Below are 25576 nucleotides of genomic sequence, written 5' to 3' on the forward strand. Positions count from 1 at the left end.
GTTCGTGTCCGGGGTGCGGAGTAGCGTCGCGTCATGGCGGGCGCGCGGCTGCGGCGACGAACGGTGCTGGCGGGTGCGCCGGCGCTGCTGGTCGGGTGTTCGGACGGCGGCTCCGACCGGCCCGCCGCGGCCAGCTCGCAGCCGTCGCTGGACGAGCTCGACCTCACCGACTGGGAGGTCGTGCGCGCCCAGTTCGCGCTCGACCCCGAGCTGGCCCACTTCGCCGCGTACGTGCTGGCCAGCCATCCGGTGCCGGTGCGGGCCGCCGTCGAGCGGTGGCGCGACGCGTTCGAGGCCGACCCGGCGGCGGCCGTCGCGGGCGAGCTGGAGCACGACGACGAGGTGCGGGCGGCCGCCGCCGGGTACCTCGGGGTCGACGCCGCGGAGATCGCGCTGACCGGCAGTACGACGATGGGGCTCGGCCTCGTCTACCACGGGCTCGCGCTGCGCCCCGGCGACCACGTCCTCACCACCACCCACGACTTCTACTCCACGCACGAGGCGCTGCGGCTGGCGGCCGCCCGCGGCGGCGCCGAGGTCGAGCAGGTCGCGCTGTACGACGACCCCGCCACGGCGTCGGCCGACGAGGTGACCGGACGGCTGGCGGCGGCGATCCGGCCGGCGACCCGGGTCGTCGCGCTGACGTGGGTGCACTCCAACACCGGGGTGAAGCTGCCGGTGCGCGCCATGGCCGACGCCGTCGCCGCGGCCAACGCCGGGCGGGCCGACGCCGACCGCGCGATCCTGGTGCTCGACGCCGTCCACGGGCTGGGCGCCGACGCCGCGCGACCCCGCGACCTCGGCTGCGACGTGTTCGTGTCGGGCACGCACAAGTGGCTGTTCGGCCCGCGCGGCACCGGCCTGGTCTGGGCCGCGGCCGGCGCGGGCGTCGTGGTCGCGCCGACCATCCCGTCGTTCACCGCGCCCAGCTTCGTCAACTGGCTCACCGGCGACGACCAGCCCAGCCCGTTCGGCGTCGGCAACACCCCGGGCGGCTACCAGGCCTTCGAGCACCGCTGGGCCGCCACCGAGGCGTTCGCGTTCCACCAGGCCATCGGGCCCGACCGCGTCGCCGCGCGCACGCAGGAACTGGCGACCCGGCTCAAGGACGGCCTGGCCGACGTCGGCGGCGTGCGGCTGGTCACGCCGCGCGACCCCGGGCTGTCGGCCGGCCTGGTCTGCGTCGAGGTCGCCCGCGGCGACCCGTCCGAGCTGGTCCGGCAGCTGCGCGACGCCCGCATCGTCGCCTCCCTGACGCCGTACCGCGAGACCTACGTCCGGTTCGGCACCAGCATCGTCACGACCCCTGACCAGGTCGACGCCGCCGTCGAGGCGGTCGCCGAGCTCACCCGGTAGCCCGTCCGCGCGCCGCCGGACGACCGCGATGCGGCCGTTCCGGTTGACATGGCGCGCCCCTGGTCTGAGAATTCGAACCGACCGTTGCATCTGCTGAAACAGGGGACGAGTGGACGAGGGTCGGCTGGCCGGACGGGTGGCGCTGGTGACGGGCGCGTCCCGCGGCATCGGCGCGGCGGTGGCCCGAGCGTACGCCGCCGAGGGCGCGTCCGTAGCGCTGGGCTACGAGCCGCGCCCCGGCATGGCGGCGCGGGCCGAGGACCTCGCGGCCGAGCTGCGCGCGGCCGGTACGAAGGCGGTCGCGCTGGCGGCCGACCTCGCCGACCCCGGCGCCGTCCAGGACCTCGTCGACGGCGCCCGGGCCCACCTCGGCCCGCTCGACATCGTCGTCGCCAACGCCGCGCTGTCGGCGCAGTCGCCGTGGCGCGACATCAGCGTCGCCGACTGGGACCGCGTCTTCGCCGTCAACCTGCGCGGCAGCTGGCTGCTGGCCCGCGCCGCGTACCCCGACCTCGTCGCCGGCGGCCGCGGCTCGATCATCACCGTCAGCAGCGTCATGGCCCGCACCGGGCAGGCCGGCGCGCTGCACTACACCGCCAGCAAGGCCGGCATCATCGGGCTCACCCGGGCGCTGGCCCGCGAGGCCGGCCCCGACGGCGTCCGCGTCAACGCCGTCATGCCCGGCGCCATCCGCACCGAGCACGAGGAGGCGCTCGAGCCCGACCCCGACGCGGTGTTCGAGCAGATCACCGCCGTGCAGGCGCTGAAGCGACGGGGCACCGCGGCCGACCTCGCCGGCGCCTTCGTCTACCTCGCCGGCGACGAGAGCGCGTTCGTCACCGGCCAGGTCCTCACCGTCGACGGAGGCTGGGTGTTCGGCTGACGTAGGCTGGCTGGCCGTGTTCACACCGGACCAGCGCTCGGCGCTCCGCGACGCCCTCATCTCCGCGGCCCGCGCCGACGACCGCATCGACGGCGCCGCGCTCACCGGGTCGGCGGCGAGCGGCGCCGAGGACGACTGGTCCGACATCGACCTCGCGTTCGGCCTGGCCGACGGCGCCGACCAAGTCGCGGTGATGGCCGACTGGACCGCCGCCATGTACGAGCACCACGGCGCGGTCGCGCACCTCGACTCCCCGCGCGGCGGCACCATTTACCGGGTGTTCCTGCTGGCCAGCACGTTGCAGGTGGACATCGCCTTCGCGCCGGCCGCGGAGTTCGGCGCCATCGCCCCGACCTTCCGGCTGCTGTTCGGCGCCGCCCGCGACGTCCCGGCCGCGACGCCGCCGGAGCCCGGCGGGCTGGTCGGCATGGGCTGGCTGTACGCGCTGCACGCGCGGTCCAGCATCGAGCGGGGCCGGGCCTGGCAGGCGCTGTACATGATCAACGGCCTGCGCGATCAGGTCGTCGCGCTGGCCTGCCTGCGCCACGACCTCCCCGCCCATCAGGGGCGCGGCGTCGACGCCCTGCCCGAGTCCGTGACGGCGGCGCTGGCAGGCTCGCTCGTCGGCGCCCTCGACGACCCCACGCTGCGCCGCGCCTTCGCCGTCGCGACCGAGGCGCTGCTGGCCGAGGCTCGCCACGTCGACCCCGGCCTGGCCGACCGGCTGACGGTGCCGCTGCGGGCGCTGGCCCGCGGCTCAGTCGTGGCCGGCGACGAACCGCAGTAGCGCGGGGTCGGCCGACGTGAAGCGGTCGACCTCTTCGCCGCCGTCGCAGCGGCACAGAGCGACGGTGACGCCCGCCGCCGTGCGGGCGACGACGCGCCACTCGCCGCCCGCGTTCTCCCAGCGTGTCACCACACCGACCGGGTCGTCGCTCATGCCCTCATGTTAGGCGCGGACCCGCTCGAACAGGTTGATCAGGACGCCCTCGCCGACGGTGCGCGACTCGGTGAGCCGCCACCGCGTGCGGTCGGTGGTCTCGCCGAACAGCCGGCGGCCGCGGCCGAGCAGCACCGGGTACGTCATGAGGTGCAGCTCGTCGACGAGGTCGTGCTCGAACAGCTCCTGCGCCAGCCGGATGCTGCCGGCCACCTGCAGCTCGCCGTCGACCTCGTCCTTGAGCTTCGCCACCTCGGTGGCGATGTCGCCCCTGATGACCTGCGTGTTGTTCCACGTCGGGTCGGTCAGCGTCGACGAGACGACGTACTTGCGCATGCCGTTGTACTTGTCGGCGAGCTCGCCCTCCTCCTGCGGCCAGGCGGCGGCGAATCCGTCGTAGGTGACGCGGCCGAGCAGCAGCGCCTCGGCGCCGAGCGCCTCGTCGACCTTGAACTGCTCGCCCTCCTCGCCGCTGTCGAAGTCGAAGCTCCATGCCTCGTACTCGAAGCCCTCGCCGCCGCCCGGCGACTGCACGACGCCGTCGAGGCTGCTGAACTCCGTCACGACGATGCGTCCCATGTCAGGCCCCCTCGACGAACGCGCGCATGGCCGGCGCCAGCACCTCGGGGGTGGTGGCGTGGTTCTCGCCCGGCACCGGCTGCAGCGTGGCAGTCGGCAGCAGCTCGGCCAGGGCCCGCGGGCCGGGGATCAGTGCCGGCCAGGTGTCGATGCCGTGCATGACCAGCACGGGGACGTCGATGGACGCCCACCGGTCCACCGGCAGCGGGTTGCCGGACATCGTCGTGCCCATGATGCGGCCGTCGTAGGCGATGGTCGGCGCGATGCCCAGCATGACCGGCCAGAAGTCGCTGTGCCGCATGCCCTCGACGGCCTCGGGCGGCATGCCGGCGGCGGCCGTCATGAACAGCGCGACGGCGTCGCCCGGGCGCCCCTCCGCGTTGGCGGCGTCCAGCTGCTCGACGTAGTCCGACGGCAGCGGCGGGCGGACGTCGTCGACGACGAACGGCGGCTCGAACGTGACGACGTGGCTGACCGGGACCAGCCCGGACGCGGCGGCGTCGAGCGCCAGCACACCCCCGGACGACCAGCCGAACAGCACGGCCGGGCCGCCGCCGGCGGCGTCGACCAGCGCGGCGAGGTCCTCGATCTCGCGCTCGATGGCGTACGGGGCGGTGTCGGTGCTGTTGCCGCGGCCGCGGCGGTCGTAGGCGACGGTGCGGAACCCGTCGGCCAGCAGCGTGCCCGTCTCGGCGTTCAGCGGGTTGATCGCGGGGTAGCCGGTGGCGCCGTCGATCATGATCAGCGTCCGGCCCTCGCCGTAGGTGTCGAACGCGATGGTGGTGCCGTCCTTGGAGGTGACCGTGCTCATGTCGTGCTCCCGAATCTCGGTGGTGGCTTGGAACTAGACGGTACAGTACTCACGGGAGTACGGAACTGTCTAGTACTCTCTGATGCGGGAGTGAGGAGAAGGCATGGTTCTCGAGGACGTTGAGGAAGGCCGCACGGCGCGCAAGCGGCGGGCCATCGTCGAGGCGGCCACGGAGGTGTTCCTCCAGCACGGCTACATCGGCGCCAGCATGGACCAGGTGGCGGCGAAGGCCGCGGTCTCCAAGCAGACCGTCTACAAGCAGTTCGCCGACAAAGAGCACCTGTTCGCCGAGATCATCGCCGGGCGCACCGACACCCTCGGTGACCGGCTGGCCGTCGTGTACGCGACGCTCGACGACGCCACCGATGTGCGTGCCGCCGTGCGCGACGTCGGGCGGCAGCTGCTGCAGAGCCTGAGCCGGCCCGAGGTGCTGCAGCTGCGCCGGCTGGTCATCGCCGAGGCCGACCGCTTTCCCGACGTCTCCGGCTTGTGGTGGGAGCGCGCCTTCCATCCGTCGCTGGTGCTGCTCGGCGAGGCGCTGGAGCGCATGGCCGAGCGCGGCCTGCTGCGCGAGCTGGACGATCCCACGCTGGCGGCGTACCACCTCGCCGGGCTGGTCATGTACAAGCCGATGAACCGGATGATGTTCGCCGGCACCGCCGCCGTGTCGCCGCCCGACGAGCTGGACGTGCTGGCCGAGCGCGCGGCCGACGTGTTCGTCGCCGCGTACGGACGGTGACGCCGCGGCTGGTCGTGCTCAACGGCCCGCCGGCCGTCGGCAAGTCGACGCTGGCCCAGCGCTACGCCGCCGACCACGCTTTGACCCTGAACCTCGACGTCGACCGGGTCCGCGACCTCATCGGCGGCTGGCGCGACGACCCCGGCGCCGCGGGGCTGCTGGCCCGCGCGGTCGCCGTCGCCGCGGCGCGCGCCCACCTGCGCGCCGGCCACGACGTCGTCGTGCCACAGCTGGTGGCCCGGCCCGGGTTCCTGGAGGAGCTCGAGGCGGTGGCGGCGCAGGCCGGTGCGGCGTTCCACGAACTGGTGCTGACCGACGACCGGCCGGCTGTACTACGACGGTTCGCCGACCGTGCTGGCACGGTTCCAGGCGCGCCACAGGCCGGGCCGGACGAGGTCGCGGCGCTGTACGACCGGCTGGCGGCCTACGTGGAGCGGCGGCCCCGCGCCGTCGCCGTCCCGGCTCCCGCGGGCGCCGTCGACGAGACGTACCGCCGGGTGCTCGCCCAACTCGGCGCCGAGGCGTGACCAGGTGCGCCGGCCCGGGCTGCGGTCCCGGGCCGGCGCACCTCGCTGCGGACGGGCTGGTCGGCCCGCGGCGGGCGGCGTCAGCCGGCCCGCAGGTCCTTCTGCGCCTGAGCGGCGGCGAGGAGGACGTTCTGGCGCTCGCGGCGGGTGAACCGGCCGGCCGCCTGCCACTCGGACGCGACCTGCTCGACGCGGGCGACGAACGCGCCGTGGCCCTGGAACGGCGCGGCCGCCCACACCTTGTCGAGGAAGCTGTCGCCGTCGTCGTCGCGAGCCTCGTTCGAGACGCCGGAGTCGATGGAGCCGAACACCACCTTCGGCTCCACCCGCTTGTAGTACACGTGGTGCGCGTCGTTGATGCCGACGTACAGCGGGCGCAGCGTGTGCTCGTGCGTGGCGAAGAAGTTCGGCTCGTCCAGCGCCTCGACGGCCGCCGCGAGGTCGCCGTCGAGCTTGAGCGACGGGTAGAAGGTGAACTGCCGCCAGTCCCGCGACCGGTTCAGCGCCGGCAGCACCAGCGGACCGTGGAAGAGGCTCTCGACCTCCGGGTCGTCCAGCGCGCGCTCGGTGCGCAGATCGAACGGCATCGCGACGTCGATGCGGTCGCCCGGCGCCCACGTCCGGTCCAGCGTCAGGTACGTCCCCGGCTCGGCCGCGGCGTCGACGGCGGCGCCGTTGACCGTCACCGTGAAGCCGCGCCGGGCCCAGTACGGCACCCGCAGCTTGACGGCGAGCGGGCCGGCGCCGTCGACCGTGATCGAGGTGGACTCCTGCCGCGGGAAGTCCGTCACCTGCGTGACGGTGAACCCCTTCTCCGCCCAGTCCAGCGTCGAGGCGATGTACAGGTTCACGTACAGCGTCGAGCCGTCGGCGGACTGCGCGTAGATCGTCTCCTGGTACTTCGTGTGGTTCTCCATGCCGGTGCCGCCGCAGCAGGTGCCGTTGTTGCCGAAGCCGCGGGTGGCGCCCGGGTGGGCCGGCAGGAAGTACGTCACCTGCGGATCGCTGGCGCTGTCGTTGTCGCGACGCGAGCCGAGGATGTGGTTCGTCAGGCCGCGCTCGTAGTAGTCCATGTACGCCGGGTCGGGGTTGTGGAAGTACAGGTTCCGGGTCAGCTTCAGCAGGTTGTACGACGAGCACGTCTCGCCACCGCCGCTGCTCGTCCCCGAGGTCGCGGCCTGGTAGTGCAGCGACTCGGAGATGTCGCCGCGCGGCTGGAACAGCTCCGGGTTGGTGTTCTCCGGCCGCCCCGGCGCCGCGCCGTACTGGCCGCCGGCCGAGCCGTGGCTGAACATCCGGTGCGGGATGATCATGTGCCAGAAGTTGTCCGCCGCGGTGAAGTACTCGGCGTTGGCCTCAGTGTCCTGCTCGTAGATGCGCAGGTAGCCGGTGAACTGCGGCACGTGCTGGTTGACGTGGATGCCGGTGAGCACGTCGCGGTCCTCGACGGCCGCCGGGAACACCGTCCGCCGGTTGTCGAACGCCTTCGCCGCGGCCAGGTGGTTGGCGCTGCGCTCCGGGTCGGTGTCGATGGCGGCCAGGTGGGCGAGGTTCTCGTTCGAGCCGCCGAACTCGCCGGCGATGTGCAGCGACCACATGCGGTTGAGGTTCTCGCGCGGCACCCGCGACAGGCGGCTGTGCACCCAGTCGCCCATCTTCGTGACGATCTCCAGCGCCCGCTCGCTGCCGGCCAGGTGGTACGCGTCGATGAGCCCGCGCATGATCTTGTGCAGTGTGTAGTACGGCGCCCAGATGCCGGTGCCGCTGTAGGTGGTGAACTCCTCGAGCCTGATGAACTGCGCCTCGGTGTACGCCGACAGGAAGCCCGGGTGCCGCCGTCCGTCCGTCGCGCCGAGGAACTCGCCGTGGCGGCCATGTCCGGACGAGTCGGTGATCACCGGGCCGGGCGACTCGTCGAAGCGGTACCAGGCGACGTCGGCGCTCGCCGACGCCGGGTCGGCGGCGACGGCGGCCACCTCGGCGGCGTCGAGGCCGCGGCCGAAGATCTGGAACTCGTCCATGAGGCCGTTCAGGAACTTGATGTTGACCTGCGGGAACTGGGCACGCCCGAGCCAGTTGGCCGGTGTGCTGCCCAGGTCGGACGGCGACAGCGTCAGCTCGCCGCTGCCCGCCGCGACCCCGTTGACGTAGATGGTGCCGGTGCTGCCGGACTTGACGATCGCGACGTGCGCCCACTGGCCGGCCGTCAGCGCCGTCGTCGCCTGGACGCGCTGCTCCGCCGCCGCGCCGCCGGTGGTGATGGCGAACCGCGGGCCGGTCTCGTTGTGCACCGTCAGGTACATCCGCGACAGCGAGTCCGACGCGGCGTCGCCCGGGTGGCCGAAGTCGAACACGCGCGCGTTGTCGTCGCGCACGGCCGGGTTCACCCACGCGGCGACGGTGAAGTCCGTCAGGCCGCTGACGATCCCCTCCGGCAGCCGGATGACGTCGGCGTCGCCGGTGATGTGGCCGTTCGGGGTGCCGGTGAACCGGATCGCCGTCCCGTGCCGCCCCTCGACCCTGGGCGTGGGCCGGGCGGCCTGCGCCGCGAGCGCGTCCTGGCACTCGCCCAGCGCCTCGACCATGTAGTCGAGCTTGTCCTTGAAGATCTGCTCACCCGTCGACGCCCACGACTGCGCCAGCAGCGTCAGGAAGTGCCCGCTGAAGTGGCCGCGCAGGTTGCCGTCGGGCGACTCCCAGCTGCCGATCGGGTTCACGCCCTTGTGGTCCAGCCCGGCCGTGACCCGGAAGCTGCGCAGCATGCGGTCCGGCCCCCGCTGGTCGTCGCGCACGCCGTTGACGACGCTCGGGCCGTACTCGCGGGCGTAGTGGAGCAGCCGGTTCCGCTTCTCCTTGAAGACGCTGTCGCCGAGGGTCACCTGGCTCAGCGTGAACGGGCGCACCTGCCAGCTGTCCGCGATCGGGAGGTTCGGCTGACTGGCCGCCGCTCTGGCGGTGGCCGCCGCGGAGGCGCTGCCGGGCGCGGCGCCGGCGCTGCCGGCCGCCATGGTGCCGACGGCCGGTGCCGCGGCCGCCAGGGCCCCCAGGCGGAGGACGGTGCGCCGGGAGAGGTCCTTCTTCATGTGGTTCTCCTTGTCCGGGGAGATGCGGAGTCCGACGGGGTTCGGAGTCATGCCGTGCGTGCGTGGCGTCACGCTGTTAGCGGTAACAGCGAGGAAAGATGTGACATGGTACTGACGGACGAAACGGGCGTCAAGGGTGGCCGACGAGGGCGCGGCCGTGGGGATTTCGGGCGCGGGTGGCGCGCCGGCGGACGGGGCGGGATGCCGGCCGGGGCCGCTGCGGTGGGCAGTGAGCGGCGGCGCGGCGCGGGTGGCCGCCCGCGAGGCGGTGGCGGCGGGCGGCGCGAGGTGGCGCGCGCGGGTGGCGCGCCGGACGCAGCGCGAGGCCTGAGCCGCGGCCGAAGGGGGAGTCGTCCGGTGGCTCGAGGCCTCGTGCTCCGGGAGGGCCCGGGCTCCGGCGGGTTCGTCGGCACCGCCGGTGCGGCAGCGAGCCTCTCGCCGCTGTCTGAGCTGCCGATGAGCCCTGGATGAGAGCCCTCTCATCCAGGCCCGCGGCCGCGAAGCAGGCGCTAGCCCTCGCGGCCCGCCCACTCGCGCCGGATGTGGCCGATGTGGGTGCGCATGAGCTCCTGCAACTGCTCCGCCTCACCGGCCTCGATGAGGTCGCACATCTGCAGGTGCTCGCGCGCGCTCGCCACCAGCCGCCCGGAGGAGGCGAGCGACGACAGGCCGTAGAGGCGGGTCTGGGCGCGCAGCTCCTGCACGATGCGGACGAGGCGCTGGTTGCCGCTGGCGGAGAGCAGCCGGACGTGGAACTCGACGTCGGCGCCGATGTAGCTGATGAGGTCGCCCGCGGCGGCGGCGTCGACGATGGCCGAGGCGAGGTTGCGCAGGTGCGCCAGCTCTTGCGCGGAGATCGCCGAGACGGCCTGGGCGGCGATGGGGGGCTCGAGCAGCTCGCGGATCTGGGTGATCTGGTCGAGGTCGGTCTCCGACATGTCGGTGACCTTGAACCCCTTGTTGCGCACGACCTCGACGAGGCCCTGCTTGACGAGGTCGAGCATCGCCTCGCGGACGGGGGTGGCGGAGATGCCGAAGCGCTCGGCGAGTCCGGGGGCGGAGTACAGCTCGCCGGGCTTCATCTCCCCGGACACGATGGCGCCACGCAAGGCGTCGGCGACCTCTTCCCTGACACTCATCCGCCGTGCGAAGGACGGCAGAGCCAACTGCCGCAGTTCAGCCATCTGTGGTCCCTCCGGTGTTGCACGGCGGCCGAATGTCACCGCGACGTCGCGTTGTAGCGAGATATCCCACCTCTTCAACCCTAAAGGAGAAAGCCCTCGGGAAAGGGATCTGCCGGGTCGAGGAAGTATTGTGCCGTTCCAGTCAGCCAAGCGCGCCCGGTGACTGTAGGTATCACCGCGGGAAGGTTCCCGACGCTCGACTCGCCGACGAGACGGCCGACGAATCGGCTGCCGATCAAGGATTCGTTGACGAAGTCGGTGTCGAGCGGCAGTTCACCGCGGGTGAAGAGCTGGGCCATACGCGCCGACGTGCCGGTGCCGCAGGGTGAGCGGTCGAACCAGCCGGGGTGGATCGCCATGGCGTGCCGGGAGTGGCGGGCGTCCGAGCCGGGGTCGACCAGCTGGACGTGGTGGCAGACGTTGATCTCCGGGTTCTCCGGGTGCACGGGGGCGTCGGCGGCGTTGATGGCGTCCATGACGGCCAGCCCGGCGGCGAGCAGCTGGTCCTTCTGGGCGACGTCGACGCGCAGGCCGAGCTGGCCGGCGTCGAGGATGGCGTAGAAGTTGCCGCCGTAGGCGAGGTCGTAGGTGACCGCGCCCCAGCCGGGGACGTCGACCTTCGCGTCGAGGCGGTCGGTGTAGGCCGGGACGTTGCGGATGGTGACGGCCTCGGCGGCGCCGTCGCGGACGGCGACCTCGCAGATCACGAGCCCGGCCGGGGTGTCCAGCCGGATCGTCGTGACGGGCTCGGTCACCTCGACCATGCCGGTCTCGACCAGCACGGTGGCGACACCGATGGTGCCGTGCCCGCACATCGGCAGGCACCCGGACACCTCGATGTAGACGACTCCCCAGTCGGCGTCGGGGCGGATGGGGGGCTGGAGGATCGCGCCGCTCATGGCGGAGTGCCCGCGCGGTTCGAACATCAGCAGCCGCCGCAGGTGGTCGGAGTGCGCGATGAACCACTGGCGCCGCTCCTCCATGGTGGCGCCCGGGAAGGTGCCGACGCCGCCCGTCACGACGCGCGTCGGCATTCCCTCGGTATGCGATTCCACGGTGTGGAAGATGCGCTTGGATCGCATCGGCGAGCTCCCTCGACCGTCAGGAGTACTTCTCGGCGGCCTTGGCTGTCAGCTCGCGCACGGTCGCCGCGTCCTCGGCCAGCATAGGCTGGCGCGGGGGCCGCACCGGACCGCCGTTGCGGCCGATGACGTCCATCGACAGCTTGATCGCCTGGATGAACTCGGTGTTGAAGTCCCAGCGCAGCAGGGCGTGCAGGTCGCGGTACATCGGCAGCGCGGTGTCGAGGTCGTGCGCCAGCACCGCGTGGTAGATCTGGGCGCAGGCGCGCGGGAAGACGCTCGGGTAGCCCGAGATCCAGCCCTTGGCGCCGGCCAGGCCGACCTCGACGATGGAGTCGTCGGTACCGATGAGGATGTCGAGGCCGGGTGCCAGTTCGGCGATCTGGTACGAACGACGCGACTCGCCCGTGAACTCCTTGACACCGACGATGAGACCCTCGTTGTACAACTCGGCCAGGATCGCCGGCTTCAGGTCGATCTTGGTGTCGATGGGATTGTTGTACGCCGACACCGGAATGCCGACCTTCGCGATCTCGCGGAAATGATCGATGACCGAACGGTCGTCGCCACGGTAGGCATTCGGCGGCAGCGCCATGACCACCTGGGCGCCGGCCTCGGCGGCCTGCTCGGCCCAGCCCCGTGCCTCACGGGAGCCGTAGGCGCCGACGCCGGGCATCACCGTGAAGCCCTCGGGCGCGTTCTCGATGGCGACCTTCACCATGGTGGCCCGCTCTTCCGGGGTCAGCACCTGGTACTCGCCGAGCGAGCCGTTCGGGCACACACCGTCGATGCCGTTCTCGGCCAGCCAGCGGACGTGCTCGGCGTAGCGGTCGAAGTCGACCGAAAGGTCGTCACGGAAGAACGTGGGGGTGGCAACCAGAACGCCGTGCCAAGGCTTTTCACGACCGTTCATGTGAGGCTCCATTTCTATACTATATAACATTTCACTCATGTGTGGAGAACGGGACGAACGGGACTGAGCGCGAATTTCTAGGTCTGCAGAATGCCGTCCACTCGCCGCGGAATGCCCGGACCGGCCTCGCGGAGCTCCTCGGGCAGCACGTGCTCGGGCGCGTTCTGGTACGAGATCGGACGCAGCCACCGGCGGATCGACGTGGGGCCGACGGAGGTGTGCGTGCTGAGGCTGGCCGACGGGTACGGCCCGCCGTGCTGCATGGCCCACGTGACGGCGACGCCGGTCGGGAAGCCGCCGAACAGCAGCCGGCCGGCCCGTTGCCGCAGTGCGGTGTGCAGCTGGCCGACCAGCGCGGTCTCGCCGTCGCCGGCGTGGATGGTCGCGGTCAGCTGGCCCTCGAGGCGGTCCAGCGCGGCCAGCAGCTCGTCGGTGTCGCGGTACTCGATGACCAGCGCGGTCGGGCCGAAGCACTCCTCGAGCAGCTCGGCGTCGAGGTCGGCGGCGGCGACGGAGAACAGCGCCGGACGGCCGAGCGCGGGGTCGTCGCCCTGGCCGTCGCCGAGCGTGCGCAGCCGGTCGTCGGCGCGCCGCCGCTCGGTCTCGGCCCGGTAGGCGTCGCGGATGGAGTCGTTGAGCATGCGCCCGGCCGGCACCTCGGCCAGCTTCGCGCCCAGCGCGGCCCGCAGTTCGTCGGCGCCCGCGGGCGCGAACAGCAGCCCTGGCTTGGTGCAGAACTGGCCGACGCCCATGGTGATCGAGCCGACGTACCCGGCGGCGAACTCCTGTGCCTGGCCTTGTGCCACCTCGGGCGTGACGACCAGCGGGTTCAGGCTGCCGAGCTCGCCGTAGAACGGGATCGGCTGCGGCCGCGCGGCGGCGAGGTCGGCCAGCGCCCGGCCGCCCCGGGTGGAACCGGTGAAGCCGACGGCGCGGACGTCGGGGTGCTGGACCAGAGCGGTGCCGGCCTCCAGGCCCTCGACCAGGCCGAGCGTGCCCTCGGGCAGTTTGGCCTCGGCCAGCCCGGCCCGCATGGCGGCGAAGGTGCGCCGGCTGGTCTCGGGGTGCGACGGGTGTGCCTTGACGACGACGGGGCAGCCGGCCGCGAGCGCGGACGCGGTGTCGCCGCCGGGCACGCTGAACGCGAGCGGGAAGTTGGACGCGCCGAAGACGCCCACGACGCCGACCGGCACGAGCATGCGCCGCAGGTCGGGCTTCGGGCCCATCGGGGTGTCGCCGGCGTGGTCGATGGTGGCCTCGACGTACGAGCCCTCGCGCAGCACCTCGCCGAACAGCCGCAGCTGGTACGTGGTGCGGGTGAGCTCGCCGTTCAGGCGGGTGGCGCCCAATCCGGTCTCGGTGTCGGCGGTGGAGACGATGGCGTCGCGGTCGTCCTCGAGCGCGGCGGCGACGGCGTCGAGAGCGTCGGCCCGGCGGACGCGGCCGGCCTGCTCGAACGGCGCTGCGGCCTCGGCCGCGGCGCCGACGGCGTGATCGACGTCAGACATGCATGAGCCTTCCAGGTTCGGTGCGGGGTGGGTCGTCGACGAGCGGTCCGCCGGGCGCCGGACGCCGTCGTCGTGTGCTTCCTGCAGAATATCTTAGTGACATGTGAAATGTCACTGTTGTCCAGTGTGACCGGCATCGCCCGCCGGAGGCGTTCATCCGACGCCCCCGAGCCGGTCGAGCGAGATCGGAACGGCGATCGGCCGTTCGCTCACCCCCTGTAGGTCGAGCGCCGACACGGTGTCTGAACCAGCGGCCGACGCGGTGAGGCAGGTGGTGGCGTACCCACACACCCGTCCCTGACACCATCCCATGCCGGCCCGGCTCAGCAGTTTCGCGGTCCGCGGATCGGTCGCGCCGAGGTCGTCGACCGCGGCGCGCACCTCGCCCGCGGTCACCTCCTCGCACCGGCAGACCAGCGTGTCGTCGTCGAGCCAGCACTGCCAGCCGTCGCGCACCGGGTGGACGGCGTGCATGGCGGCGGCGAACCGGCGCAGCGCCCGCCGCCGGCGGCGCAGCCGGGACGGCACGGGGGCCACGCCGGACCCGGTCGCGGCCGCGACGGCCGCCGTCCCGGCGATCTCGCCCTCGACGACGGCCAGCGGCGCCCCGCCGACGCCGCAGGCCTCGCCGGCGACGTAGACGCCGGGCACCGACGTGCGCTGGTGCTCGTCGACCTCGACGACGAGCGAGCCGTCGGCGTCGACGCGGGTGGCGACGCCCAGAGCGAGCGGCAGCTCCAGCTGCGGCGTGAACCCCCAACCGACCGCGACGGCGTCGCACTCGACGACCCGCTCCGAGCCGGGCACGATGCGCCACTCGCGGTCCAGCTTCGCGACGGTGACGGCCTCGACGACGTCGGCGCCGTGCGCCGCGACGACGGCCCGGCGCGCGTGGAACGGCACCCGGCGCCGGGCCAGCGCTGCGGCGTACCCCGCGCCCTCCGTCAGTTTGGCCGCGACCGGCAGCACCGCGCCGGTGTGCCGGGTCCAGCCGGCCGGGCCGTTGGCCTCGTACACGCCGACGACCCGTGCGCCGCGGGCGGCCAGCCCGGCCGCCACCGGCAGCAGGAACGGCCCGGTGCCGCCGACGACGACGCGCCGTCCGACGAGCACCTCGTTGCCCTTGAGCAGGGCCTGGGCGCCCCCGGCGGTGTAGACGCCCGGCAGGTCCCAGCTGCGGAACGGGACCTGCCGGTCGTACGCGCCGGGGGCGAGCACCAGGCTCCTGGCGGCCAGCTCGTGCTCGGCGTCGCCGGCCAGTGACCGGACGACGAACCCGTCGGCGGCCGAGCCGGACACCGTCCACACCTGGTGGCCGAAATGGCGGACGGCGCCGGACGCGCCGGCGACCAGCCCGCGGAACGTGCCCAGGTCGTGGTGGAGGTCGGCGACCGCCCCCAGGTCGCCGGGCCGGTGCCGCCAGTACTGGCCGCCGGGCTGCCGACCGGCGTCGATCAGCGCGACGCGGGCACCGCCCGCGAGCGCCGCCACGGCGGCGGCCAGCCCGGCCGGGCCGGCCCCCACGACCGCGACGTCATACGGCGAGGTGGCCACGGCCGTCTCCCTCCTGGCTGCGGACGATCGAGCCCGCGGCCGCCGGCGTCAGGCAGGCCCGCTGGTTGGGGACGTCGTCGACGGTCACCAGGCAGTCGAAGCAGACGCCGATGCCGCAGAACAGGCCGCGCGGGCGGCCCTCGCGCCGGGTCGTCCGCCAGGACCGCACCCCGGCGTCGATCAGCGCTGCGCCGACGGTCTGCCCCTCGGTGAACGCGATGGCGCGCCCGTCGAACTCGAACTCAGTCATCGGCGCCTCCTCGGCTCTGCGGTGAGGATGCGGGGACTTTGCAATGAGCACCGATACGCATCACCTGCGGCTCGTGATGGATGAGGGTGTGGTGGCGCTCTGGCGCCACCACACCCTCACCCATCGAGGCGTGCGTATCGGTGCTCATTGCAAAGCGGCGCCACACCGTGCGGCGACGTGGGGCGGACGGCATGGTCACGCGGCCTCCGCAGGGTCGAACCGCTCCGGGCGGAACGGCGTCATGTCGAGGTCGGGCCGGTCGCCGCCGACGAGCTGGGCGATCAGCCGCCCGGTGGCGGCGGCGAGGCCGATGCCCGCGCCCTCGTGCCCGCACGCGTGGAAGAGGCCGGGTGCGCGCGGGTCCGGGCCGATCACCGGCAGGTGGTCGGGGCAGTACGGGCGGAAGCCGCGGTAGGTGCGGATGACCTGCACGCCGGCCAGCACGGGGAACAGCGCGACCGCCTGCGCGGCCAGCGCCCGCAGCACGCGCACGGACAGCGTGCGGTCGTAGCCGACCCGCTCGCGGCTGGCGCCGATGAGGATGGTCCCGGCCTCGGTGCCCTCGACGACGGGCGACGTCTGGAGGTCGGCGTCGTCGCTGGCGACGTCGGCGACGTACTCGGCCGCGTAGACCTTGTGCCGGACGAGGCGCGGCAGCGGCTCGGTGACCAGGATGAAACCGCGCCGCGGCAGCACCGGCACGTCGACGCCGGCCAGCGAGGCGATGTCGCCGCCCCACGTCCCGGCGGCGTTGACGACGGCGCCCGCGGGCAGGTCGCCGGCCGTCGTCCGCACACCGGTCACGCGGTCGCCGGAGCGCAGGAACCCCGTCACCTCGACGCCGGTGCGCACCGTCGCGCCCTTGGCCCGGGCCGCGCGCAGCAGCCGGGCGGCCGCCAGCATCGGCTGCACCTGCGCGTCGCCCGGGTACAGCACGCCACCGGCCAGCGACGGCGTCAGGTGCGGCTCGTGCTCGGCCAGCTCGCCGGACGGCACCACGACCGTCTCGACCCCGGCGTCGGCCTGGGCGGAAGCCAGCGCCACCAGCGCGTCGAACCCGGCCGGCGTCGACGCGACCACCAGGCCGCCCTTGCTGTCGTACTCGAACCCGCCGACCTCGACGGCCAGCTCCCGCCACAGCCCGGACGACAGCAGCGCGAGGTCCAGCTCGGCGCCCGGCGGCTTGTCCGAGACCAGGATGTTGCCCTCGCCGGCGCCGGTGGTGCCGCCGGCCACCGAGCCGCGGTCGACGACGGTGACGGAGCGCCCGGACCGCGCCGCGTACCAGGCGGTGGCCGCGCCGACGACGCCGGCGCCGATCACCAGGACGTCGGCGGCGTCAGTGGGCACCGGGCGGTCCTCCGGGGGTGAGCCCGCCGGCGACGTGCGCCCCAGTAGCGTCGACGGCGGTCTCGGTTCCGCTGGTGTCGTCGGCGGCGGGTGTCAGCGCGACGTCCTCGGGCTTCACCTCGTGCGGCGCGAGCTTCCCGGACAGGATGTCCTCGGCGTAGTGGCAGGCCACCTTGTGCCCGGGCGCCACCAGCGGCAGCTCGCGCAGCGCCGGACGCTCGGTGTCGCACTTCGCCGCCTGCTTCCACGGGCACCGGGTGTGGAACCGGCAGCCGGCCGGCGGGTTCGCCGGCGACGGCAGGTCGCCCTGCAGCAGGATGCGGTTGCGCGATTCCTCGACGTTCGGGTCGGGCACCGGCACCGCGCTCATCAGCGCCCGCGTGTACGGGTGCAGCGGCTGGCGGTAGAGGTCGGCGGCCGGCGCCTGCTCGACGATGCCGCCCAGGTACATGACGGCGACCGTCTTGCTGATGTGCCGGACGACGGCGAGGTCGTGCGCGATGACGACGTAGGTGAGCGAGAACCGCTCCTGCAACTCCTTGAGCAGGTTGATCACCTGCGCCTGGATCGACACGTCCAGCGCGGACACCGGCTCGTCGGCGATGATCAGCGACGGGTTCAGGGCCAGCGCGCGGGCGATGCCGAGGCGCTGGCGCTGCCCGCCGGAGAACTCGTGCGGGTACCGGTTCACCACCGACTCGGGCAGCCCGACGACGTCGAGCAGCTCGCGGACGCGCTTGGCGTGCGCGGCCGAGCCGCCGGGGAACTTGTGCGCCCGCAGCGGCTCGGTGAGCATCGACTCCACGCTCTGCCGCGGGTCGAGGCTGGCCATCGGGTCCTGGAAGACCATCTGGAACTGGCGGCGAACGGCGCGCATCTTCCGCTCGCTGAGCGCCAGGATGTCCTGGCCGTCCAGCGTGACGGAGCCCTTCGTCGGCTCGGTCAGCCGCATGATCGCGCGGCCGAGCGTCGACTTGCCGCAGCCGGACTCGCCGACCAGCCCGAACGTCGTGCCGGCCTCGATGTCGAGGTCGACGCCGTCGACGGCCTTGACGGCGCCGACGGTGCGCTGGAACAGCGTCCCCGCCTTGATCGGGAAGTGGACCTCGAGGTCACGGACTTGGAGCAGGCTCACCGGGCCACGTTCCCTTCGTGCAGGCTCACGTCCTGGCCGACCGGCCGCACGCAGCGGACCGGGTGCGGCACGATCGGCGTGCCGAGCTCGGCCACCGGCGGCGGACCGGACAGGCACTCGGCCACCGCCCGCTCGCAGCGCGGCTGGAAGGCACACCCACGCTCCCATGCGACGGTGTCGCGGGCGGAACCGGGGATGGTGTGCAGCAGGTCGGCCGGATCGTCGTCGTCGATGCGCGGGATCGACTGCAGCAGGCCGTCGGTGTACGGGTGCGACGGCCGTGCGAACAGGTCCTTCGTCCCCGCCGACTCCACGATGCGGCCGGAGTACATGACGTGGACGTCGTCGCACAGGCCGGCGACGACGCCGAGGTCATGCGTGATCATGATCATCCCGCAGCCGCTCTCGGCCACCAGCGTGCGCAGCAGGTCGAGGATCTGCGCCTGGATGGTGACGTCGAGCGCCGTCGTCGGCTCGTCCGCGATCAGCAGCTTCGGCCGGCAGGCGATCGCGATGGCGATCATCACCCGCTGACGCATGCCGCCGGAGAGCTGGTGCGGGTACTCGCCGAGGCGGCGCACCGGGTCGGGGATGCCGACGCGGCGCAGCAACTGCTCCGCCTCGGCCTTCGCCTCGCCCTTGGTCAGCCCGGCGTGCCGGGTGAGCACCTCGACCAGCTGCTTGCCATTGGTGACCACCGGGTTCAGCGACGTCATCGGGTCCTGGAAGATCATCGCGACGTCGCGGCCGCGGACGTCGCGCAGGGCGCGCTGGTCCATGTCCGTCAGCTCGTTGCCGTCGAGGGTGACGGTGCCGCCCACCTCGACGCCGCGCGACGGCAGCAGCCCCATGACGGCCAGCGACGTCACCGACTTCCCGGACCCGGACTCGCCGACGATGCCGACGGACTGGCCCGCGGCGACGTCGAACGTGACGCCGTCGACGGCGCGCACCGGATCGCTGCCGGACCGGGTGAACGTGACGGACAGGTCGCGCACTTCGAGCAGGCTCATGCCGTCACCGCCGGAACTTCGGGTCGAGGGCCTCGCGCAACGACTCGCCCACCAGGGTGAAGCCGAGCGCGGCGAGGACGATGGCCAGGCCGGGGTAGATCGCCAGCATCGGCGCCGACGTCAGCGTCTCCTGCGCGTCGGTGAGCATGCGGCCCCACTCGGGCGCCGACGGGTCGCTGCCGGACAGCCCGAGGAAGGCCAGCCCGGCCGCCTCGACGATGGCCAGCGCCAGCGTCAGCGTGCCCTGCACGATGACCGGGGTGAACGAGTTCGGCAGCACGTGCCGGAACACGATCGCCGAGCGCGAGATGCCCAGCGACCGCGCCGCCAGCACGTAGTCGGCGCCGCGCTGCCCGAGCATCTCGCCGCGCAACAGCCTGGCGAAGATCGGCACGTTCACCACGGCGATCGCGATCATCACCGAGGTGAGGCTCTGGCCGAGCATCGCGGCGACGGCGATGGCGAAGAGCAGGCCGGGCACCGACAGCATGATGTCGACGAAGCGCATGACGACGGTGTCGACCCAGCCACCGAACGCGCCGGCCAGCACGCCCAGCGCGATGCCGGCGACGGCGCCCAGCGCCAGCGCGACGACGCCGATCAGCAGCGACTGCCGGGCGCCGTAGATGATCCGGGAGAACACGTCGCGGCCGAGCGGGTCGATGCCCAGCCAGTGCTCGGCGGACGGGCCCGGGTACTGGCCCGGGCGGACCTGGTCCAGCCAGGAGTTGTCCGTGGGGGAGTACGGCGCGATCAGCGGCGCGAAGATCGCGACCAGGACGAAGACGGCGATGAGCGCCATGCCCACGACCGCCATCGGGTTGCGCACCAGCCGGCGCAGGGCCTCGCGGCCCAGGCTGGACGGCGGCCGCGCGGCCGCCTCCGTCGGGGCCGGGGCCGGTCCGCCCGGCTCGCCGGCGACCACCTCGTTGACGCTCATGAGACCCTCACCCGCGGATCGAGCAACCCGTAGACCAGGTCGACGATCATGTTGATGACGACGTACACGACGGCGATGACCAGGATGAACCCCTGAATGGTCGGGAAGTCGCGTTGCACGATCGCGTCGGCCATGAACTTGCCGACGCCGGCGAACGCGAACACGGTCTCGGTGAGCACCGCACCGGCCAGCAGGACGCCGAGCTGCAGGCCGATGACCGTCGTCACCGGCAGCATCGCGTTCTTCAGCACGTGCCGCCGGGTGATCGTGCCCGGCAGCAGGCCCTTGGCCTCGGCGGTGCGCACGTAGTCCTCGTTGACGACGTTGAGGACCGACGCCCTCGTGATGCGGACGATCACCGCGAGCGGGATCGACGCCAGCGCCAGCGCCGGCAGGATCAGGTGCTGGATGGCGTCCCAGCTGGCGTCCAGATTGCCGGTGACGATGCCGTCGAGGACGTAGAACCCGGTGGGATGCTCCGCCCGGGCTCTCGCGTCGGCCCGGCCGGCGGTGGGCAGCCAGCCGAGCTCGACCGAGAAGACGTACTTGAGGATGTACGCCAGGAAGAAGATCGGGATCGTCACGCCGAGCAGCGACCCCGTCACCGCGAGGCTGTCGATCCAGGTGCCGTAGCGCCGGGCCGCCAGGTACCCCAGCGGGATCCCGACGGCGACGGCGATCAGCAGCGCCGCGAGCGCCAGCTCGATGGTGGCCGGGAACCGGCGCACCATCTCGTCGATGACCGGCTGCCCGGTCTGCAGCGACGCGCCGAAGTCGAGCCGGACGGCCCGCCCCAGGAACTGGAGGTACTGCTCCCAGAGCGGGCGGTCCAGGCCCAGCTGCGATTCGATCGCCGCGACGGCCTCCGGCGTGGCCCGTTCTCCCAGCAGTGCTTGTGCCGGACCGCCGGGAAGGGCGCGGACCCATGCGAACAGCAGGACCGACAGACCCAGCAGGATCGGGACGAGCAGGAGAAGGCGCCGGACGATGAATCTCAGCACGTGTCGATCAGCCCTCGATGTCGACCAGCTTGAAGTACTCGAGGCTGACCGGCGACGGGGTGTAGCCCGTGATGTCGCCGGCGAGCGCGAGCAGCGGCTGGTTGTGGACGAACGGAACGCCAGGGATGTACTCGTACAGCAGCTGGTTGATCTCCTGGTACAGCGTCTCGCGCTCGGCCTGGTCGGTCATGCCGAGGGCCTCGTTCAGCTTGCCCTGGATGGTCGGGTCGGTGAAGCCGAACTCCGGCCGGTCCTGGCGGAAGAACGTGCCGACGAAGTTGTCCGGGTCGGCGTAGTCGCCGGTCCAGCCGAGCAGGTGCAGCTGGCCGAGGCCGTCGCCCTGGATGTTCTGCAGGTAGTCGGGCGTCCACGGCACCGTCTTCGGGACGATGGTGAAGCCGACGGCCTGCAGGTCGGCGGCGAACGACTCGTACACGGCCTGCGGGTCCGGCATGTACGGCCGCGACACGTCGGACGGGTACCAGAACTCCAGCGTCAGGTTGGTCTCGCCGGACTCCTGGATCAGCTGGCGGGCGAGGTCCGGGTCGTACTCGTAGCCCTCGACGCTGTCGTTGTAGCCCCACTGGTCCGGCGGGAGGAACTGGTTGGCGACGACGGCGCCCTCCGGGTACGCGGCGTCGAGCAGCCCCTGCCGGTTCAGCGCGTGCGCGATGGCCTGGCGGATCTTCTCGTTCTGGAAGATCGGCAGCTTGTTGTTGAAGCCGACGTAGCCGACGTTGAACGCCGGGCGCTCGACGACCTGGTCGCCGTTGCCCTCGATGGCGCCGATGTCGGCGGCGTTGACGCCCTCGTAGGCGTCGATCTCACCGGCCTGCAGCGCCTGGAGGCGGGCGGTCGGGTCGGCGATCGGCCGGAAGATGATCTCGTCCAGCGCGGGCGCCTCGCCCCAGTAGTCCTCGTTGCGCTCGAGGACCAGGCTCTCGCCGCGGTCCCAGCTGACGAACTGGAACGGGCCGGTGCCGGCTACGACCTCGGAGCCGAAGCCGCCGCTGTAGGTGAACGAGTCGCCGGACGCGACGATGTCGGTGCCGCCCTCCTCGATGGCCTTCGGGCTGGCGATCGAGAACGCCGGGAGCACCAGGCCGGCCAGCAGCGCCGACGACGGCTCCGTCAGCGTCAGCGTGGCGGTGAGCTCGTCGGTGGCCGCGCAGGACTGGTAGCGGCTGGTGTCGGGCGCGGAGTCGACCTCCTTGGTGGCGAAGCCACCGAACACCGTCTGCCAGTAGTAGGTGACGTCGCCGCTCTGCGCGGGGCCGGTGAAGTTGTACCAGCGGTCGAAGTTGTAGCAGACCGCCTCGGCGTCGAACGGCTCGCCGTCGTGGAACGTGACGCCCTCGCGCAGGTGGAACGTGTAGGTGAGGCCGTCGTCGCTGACCTCCCACTCCTCGGCCAGGCCGGGCACGACCTCGGTGGTGCCGGGCTCGAGCTGGACGAGGGTCTCGTACACCTGGAAGATCACGCGGAACGACTCGCCGTCGGAGACGTAGGCGGCGTCGAGCGTCTTCGGGTCCTCGGACGCGCCGAAGATGAAGGTCTTCGGGTCGCCGCCGTTGTCACTGCCGGAGCCGGAATCACCCGAACCGCCGGAGTCGTCGCCGCCACAGGCTGCGACCAGCAGCCCGACGGCGGCGGTGAGGGCGAGGACTCGCCCTGCCTTGCGGTGCACACGCATTGGTCCTCCTTGGTTCGACATGCGACAGAGCCGAGGGGGCGGCCGGCTCGCGGATCTGGCGTCGGGACGCTCAGTACGCTTGTGGCACCTCGGAACCCACGACCGGCACGGGCGTTCCGCGGCACCACAGAGCACAGATCTACCATCAGAGCGGACACAGTGCGATGTGCTATTGCACTACTGTGTCCTAATCGTAACGCGGGTGAATGAGCGGGTTTGTCCCGGTCTGGCGGCGTGCTAGAGGGGATCCGATACCGCTGGTGCGCGCGACCGTGGCGAGCTGCTCGGCACTCACCGGCGCCGGGAGTGCGGCGAACGCCAGGCCACTGGCCGGGGCCTGCGTCAGCCGCTCGCCCGTCCGGAACCGGAACGCGCCGTCGAGGGCGAACCGCAGCTCGTCGTCGCGGGTGTGCGTGTGCAGCGCCGGCCCACTCTTCGGCTCGACCAGGAACTCCAGCCACCCGTCATCGCGGCGTCTGCCCAGGGGGTGTCTCTGGTCGGCGACTCGAGTGCGTGGCCGGCGGGAGTCGACGTGGGGCACCTCGCGGCGGACGCGCCTGGCTCGCCCTTCGAGGGGTGATGCCGGTGACGCCGCCGCGCCAGTCCTGCACACTTGTTCTACGTGACCGGTGACAGTACAATATTACTCTCGTTTCGCCCATGCCGGCACAGAATCACCGCATCTCGGCGTCGCCGTCCGGTGCCGCCTTCCCCGCACCTCTTGGCCGAGGAGGATCTGTGTCCCCGACAGACCGACCGCGAGGTCTGATGTCATCGCGACGCGTCCGCCGGGCGCGGACGCTGCTGATCGCCGTGGCCGCGTCCGCGCTGCTGTTCCCGCAGCTCGCGAGCGCCGAGAGCGCCGGCCCGTCGCAAGCTCCGCCGCTCGTCCCGATCGACCCGCAGGATTGGGACAACCAGTACGACCTCACCTGGGACGACTTCGTCCCGGTGCCGGGCGTCGACTGGACCGACCCGGACAACGTGCCCACCAAGGACACCTGGCGGGCGGCGCTCGTGCTGGTCGACTACCCGAACATGGACTTCCAGATCAGCCAGCCGGAGGGCTCCACGATCTTCGGCACCCCGATCGGCGTCGGCGACGTCCCGCGCGACGACGTCCCGGAGTTCTACGCCGACCTGCTCAACACGCCGAGCGACCTCAACCACAGGCAGACGCTGAACTCGTACTGGATGGAGGACTCCTACGGCCAGTACGGCGTCGAGGTCGACTCCTTCGGGCCGTTCCGGATGCCCCGCAACCACTTCGAGTACGGCAACTCGCCGTACGGCAACACCGCCAGCTGCCCGCCCGGCTTCACCTGCAACGGCAACTACACCCGCGACGCCCGCGCGCTGTACGAGGCGAACGTGCCGGCCGAGGTGCGCAGCCAGTACGACCTGATCTTCTTCATGGGCGCCGGCCTGGACGAGTCGACCGCCTGGCAGGTGTTCGGCGAGATGATGTTCGACTCGCCCGAGGACGTGCCGGACGAGTTCGGCCCGCCGGCCGAGTTCGACCCCGACGGCGTCATGACGAACTGGATGCCGACCCGCTACATCCCGTGGACCTCGTGGGCGGCCGGCTCGTTCACCTGGGCCAGCGCCGGCGGCGGCAGCGGCAACATGTCGGAGTCGTCGGGCACCGCCGGGTTCGCCCACGAGTTCACCCACATCCTGGGCCTCGGCGACAACTACAACGGCGCCTTCGCGGTGCCGGCCCAGCGGACCTTCACCGGCCAGTGGGACATGATGAGCCAGGGCTCCTGGAACGGCCCGACCGGCATGCACACCCGCTGGAAGGTCCCGGCCGACGGCGGCTCGACCGTCGGGCCGCACCACAGCATCCGCAACAAGCTCGAACTGGGCCTCATCGACACCGGCGACATCGTCGACCTCAGCCGGGACGGGCTGGCGTCCTCCGGCGTCGTGGTCGCGAAGGTGCGGGCGCGGGCGGCCGGCCCGGACGAGGACGACCTGCTGGGCGTGCGCGTCCGGCTCGACGGCGTCGCGCCGGTGGACCGCACGCCGTCGTGCCACCCGTCGACCGCCGGCCCGGAGTGCATGGGCCAAGCCGACTACACGAACTACACCCTCGAGGTGGTGCAGCAGCTCGGCGTCGACTCGTACACGCCCGGCAACGGCGTGCTGCTCTACAAGAACAAGGACCGGGGCAGCAACTGCGGCACGGCCACCTGCTTCTCGTGGCTGATCGACCCCAACCCCGACGACATCGGGATGGTCGACTTCTACCAGCCCGACGGCACGCCGCGGATGGTCGTCACCGGCGACCCGCGCCAGGTCAACGACGCCACGTTCAACGCCGGCACGCACTCGGGCACGTCCTACGAGTGGGTCGACGAGGACAACCGGCTGCACTTCTACGTCATCGACGTCGAGGAGGACGCCGACGGCGTGCGCACCTACACCGTCGCCGTCCGCTCGCTCGACGGCGACGGGCCGCAGCGGCGCGGCGTCGCGCTGGACGACGGCGTGCCCGCCCGGCACACCCCCGGCAAGGCGGCCACCTGCACGTTCCCGCTGGAGAACACCGGCGAGACGGCGCCGGTCGACGCGGCGGCGCACCCGAGCGACGTCACGGACGAGACGGCGGCCGACGTGTACCGGCTGTCGGTGACGTCGTCCGGCGCCGGCTGGGACGCCGAGCTGTACAACGAGCTGGCCGCGAGCCCGTTCGGCGGCGCCGTCGAGGTGCCGGTGTACGTCACCCGCGACCCGGGGGCGGTCCGGTCGACCACCGTCACGCTGACCGCGACCTCGGAGAGCGACCCGGCCGCGACGGCGACGGCCACCTGCGTGGTCGACGTCGCCGCCACCACGGTGCGGCGCTGAGCCGCCGTCCCGCCGTCGCCGCGTGCACCGCCCGGGCACGCGGCGCGGCGGGGATCCGGTCCGCCCGGACGCTCCTCCGCAGCGCGCCCGGTCGTCCGGACGTGCCGGTCATCTCCCCAGCTCCAGGGGGAGTGACGAGGAAATGTGCAATGTCGTATTTTATCCATCATCCGGGCAGGACG

At 72.4% G+C, this 25576-nt stretch carries 22 protein-coding genes; 6 read left to right on the plus strand and 16 right to left on the minus strand.

All coding sequences use genetic code 11. From position 1 onward, the window contains the following. Window positions 1-33: 33 nt before the first annotated feature. From BLU82_RS02815 to BLU82_RS02825, 3 genes are all read left to right on the plus strand, one after another. Entirely contained in the window at window positions 34-1356 is a 1323-nt protein-coding gene (locus BLU82_RS02815; protein WP_092615328.1) for an aminotransferase class V-fold PLP-dependent enzyme, read from the plus strand. A 109-nt stretch (window positions 1357-1465) separates the two neighbouring features. Next, window positions 1466-2239 carry an SDR family NAD(P)-dependent oxidoreductase gene (locus BLU82_RS02820; protein ID WP_092615331.1) on the plus strand — a complete coding sequence of 258 codons (774 nt, stop codon included), beginning with the start codon at window positions 1466-1468 and terminating at the stop codon, window positions 2237-2239. Window positions 2240-2255: 16 nt separating this feature from the next. After that, complete coding sequence (locus BLU82_RS02825; RefSeq protein WP_092615334.1) at window positions 2256-3026, plus strand: hypothetical protein; 771 nt, start codon at window positions 2256-2258, stop codon at window positions 3024-3026. Here BLU82_RS02825 and BLU82_RS02830 read toward each other — a convergent pair. The 3 genes from BLU82_RS02830 to BLU82_RS02840 are packed head-to-tail and all read right to left on the minus strand — an operon-like array spanning window position 2997 to window position 4569. After that, the gene (locus tag BLU82_RS02830) at window positions 2997-3179 is read right to left on the minus strand and encodes a hypothetical protein (protein WP_092615339.1); all 183 of its coding nucleotides are present in this window, start codon (window positions 3177-3179) and stop codon (window positions 2997-2999) included. The genes BLU82_RS02825 and BLU82_RS02830 overlap by 30 nt on opposite strands. A gap of 9 nt (window positions 3180-3188) precedes the next feature. Further along, a complete protein-coding gene (locus BLU82_RS02835) occupies window positions 3189-3758 on the minus strand; it encodes a dihydrofolate reductase family protein (protein ID WP_092615342.1) in 570 nt (189 codons plus the stop codon). Window position 3759: 1 nt separating this feature from the next. Further along, window positions 3760-4569, minus strand: a complete 810-nt coding sequence (locus BLU82_RS02840) for an alpha/beta fold hydrolase (protein WP_092615345.1) — start codon at window positions 4567-4569, stop codon at window positions 3760-3762. 103 nt (window positions 4570-4672) lie between these two features. On the opposite strand from BLU82_RS02840, the gene BLU82_RS02845 reads away from it, so the two are divergent. Both BLU82_RS02845 and BLU82_RS02850 read left to right on the plus strand, forming a co-directional pair. Continuing rightward, entirely contained in the window at window positions 4673-5308 is a 636-nt protein-coding gene (locus BLU82_RS02845) for a TetR/AcrR family transcriptional regulator (RefSeq protein ID WP_092615348.1), read from the plus strand. After that, a complete protein-coding gene (locus tag BLU82_RS02850; RefSeq protein WP_092615353.1) occupies window positions 5305-5835 on the plus strand; it encodes an AAA family ATPase in 531 nt (176 codons plus the stop codon). Before BLU82_RS02845 ends, BLU82_RS02850 begins: the two co-directional genes overlap by 4 nt. 80 nt (window positions 5836-5915) lie before the next feature. Here the strand turns inward: BLU82_RS02850 and BLU82_RS02855 are convergent, their stop codons facing one another. The 13 genes from BLU82_RS02855 to BLU82_RS02915 all read right to left on the minus strand — a co-directional run bounded on the left by BLU82_RS02855 (window position 5916) and on the right by BLU82_RS02915 (window position 22541). Beyond that, a complete protein-coding gene (locus tag BLU82_RS02855; protein ID WP_157740500.1) occupies window positions 5916-8990 on the minus strand; it encodes a beta-L-arabinofuranosidase domain-containing protein in 3075 nt (1024 codons plus the stop codon). Between the two features lie 437 nt (window positions 8991-9427). Beyond that, on the minus strand, window positions 9428-10057 hold the full coding sequence (locus BLU82_RS02860; protein WP_197682694.1) for a GntR family transcriptional regulator: 630 nt from the start codon (window positions 10055-10057) through the stop codon (window positions 9428-9430). A 125-nt stretch (window positions 10058-10182) separates the two neighbouring features. Beyond that, window positions 10183-11184 carry a proline racemase family protein gene (locus tag BLU82_RS02865; RefSeq protein WP_092615363.1) on the minus strand — a complete coding sequence of 334 codons (1002 nt, stop codon included), beginning with the start codon at window positions 11182-11184 and terminating at the stop codon, window positions 10183-10185. Between the two features lie 19 nt (window positions 11185-11203). Continuing rightward, window positions 11204-12097: a dihydrodipicolinate synthase family protein gene (locus BLU82_RS02870; protein ID WP_092615366.1), complete on the minus strand. Its 894-nt coding sequence runs from the start codon at window positions 12095-12097 to the stop codon at window positions 11204-11206. Window positions 12098-12174: 77 nt separating this feature from the next. Next, window positions 12175-13605, minus strand: coding sequence for an aldehyde dehydrogenase (NADP(+)) (locus BLU82_RS02875; protein ID WP_092615370.1), 1431 nt, complete (start codon window positions 13603-13605; stop codon window positions 12175-12177). 153 nt (window positions 13606-13758) lie between these two features. Beyond that, window positions 13759-15159 carry an NAD(P)/FAD-dependent oxidoreductase gene (locus BLU82_RS02880; RefSeq protein WP_092615373.1) on the minus strand — a complete coding sequence of 467 codons (1401 nt, stop codon included), beginning with the start codon at window positions 15157-15159 and terminating at the stop codon, window positions 13759-13761. Then, complete coding sequence (locus BLU82_RS02885; RefSeq protein ID WP_092615376.1) at window positions 15140-15409, minus strand: (2Fe-2S)-binding protein; 270 nt, start codon at window positions 15407-15409, stop codon at window positions 15140-15142. Before BLU82_RS02885 ends, BLU82_RS02880 begins: the two co-directional genes overlap by 20 nt. A 195-nt stretch (window positions 15410-15604) precedes the next feature. Beyond that, on the minus strand, window positions 15605-16759 hold the full coding sequence (locus BLU82_RS02890; RefSeq protein ID WP_092615379.1) for an FAD-binding oxidoreductase: 1155 nt from the start codon (window positions 16757-16759) through the stop codon (window positions 15605-15607). Further along, entirely contained in the window at window positions 16749-17894 is a 1146-nt protein-coding gene (locus tag BLU82_RS02895) for an ABC transporter ATP-binding protein (protein ID WP_157740502.1), read from the minus strand. The genes BLU82_RS02890 and BLU82_RS02895 overlap by 11 nt, the downstream gene beginning before the upstream one ends. Then, window positions 17891-18907, minus strand: a complete 1017-nt coding sequence (locus BLU82_RS02900; protein WP_092615382.1) for an ABC transporter ATP-binding protein — start codon at window positions 18905-18907, stop codon at window positions 17891-17893. The genes BLU82_RS02895 and BLU82_RS02900 overlap by 4 nt, the downstream gene beginning before the upstream one ends. Before the next feature lie 4 nt (window positions 18908-18911). Beyond that, window positions 18912-19847 (minus strand): ABC transporter permease, encoded by a 936-nt coding sequence (locus BLU82_RS02905; RefSeq protein ID WP_092615385.1) that lies wholly within the window; start codon window positions 19845-19847, stop codon window positions 18912-18914. After that, on the minus strand, window positions 19844-20848 hold the full coding sequence (locus BLU82_RS02910) for an ABC transporter permease (RefSeq protein ID WP_092615388.1): 1005 nt from the start codon (window positions 20846-20848) through the stop codon (window positions 19844-19846). The genes BLU82_RS02905 and BLU82_RS02910 overlap by 4 nt, the downstream gene beginning before the upstream one ends. A gap of 7 nt (window positions 20849-20855) precedes the next feature. Then, window positions 20856-22541 carry an ABC transporter substrate-binding protein gene (locus tag BLU82_RS02915; RefSeq protein ID WP_197682697.1) on the minus strand — a complete coding sequence of 562 codons (1686 nt, stop codon included), beginning with the start codon at window positions 22539-22541 and terminating at the stop codon, window positions 20856-20858. Window positions 22542-23309: 768 nt separating this feature from the next. Between BLU82_RS02915 and BLU82_RS02925 the strand changes: the two genes are divergently transcribed. After that, window positions 23310-25394, plus strand: a complete 2085-nt coding sequence (locus tag BLU82_RS02925; RefSeq protein WP_092615394.1) for a M6 family metalloprotease domain-containing protein — start codon at window positions 23310-23312, stop codon at window positions 25392-25394. Window positions 25395-25576: the final 182 nt, after the last annotated feature.

The organism is Jiangella sp. DSM 45060 (assembly GCF_900105175.1).
Lineage (GTDB): Bacteria > Actinomycetota > Actinomycetes > Jiangellales > Jiangellaceae > Jiangella.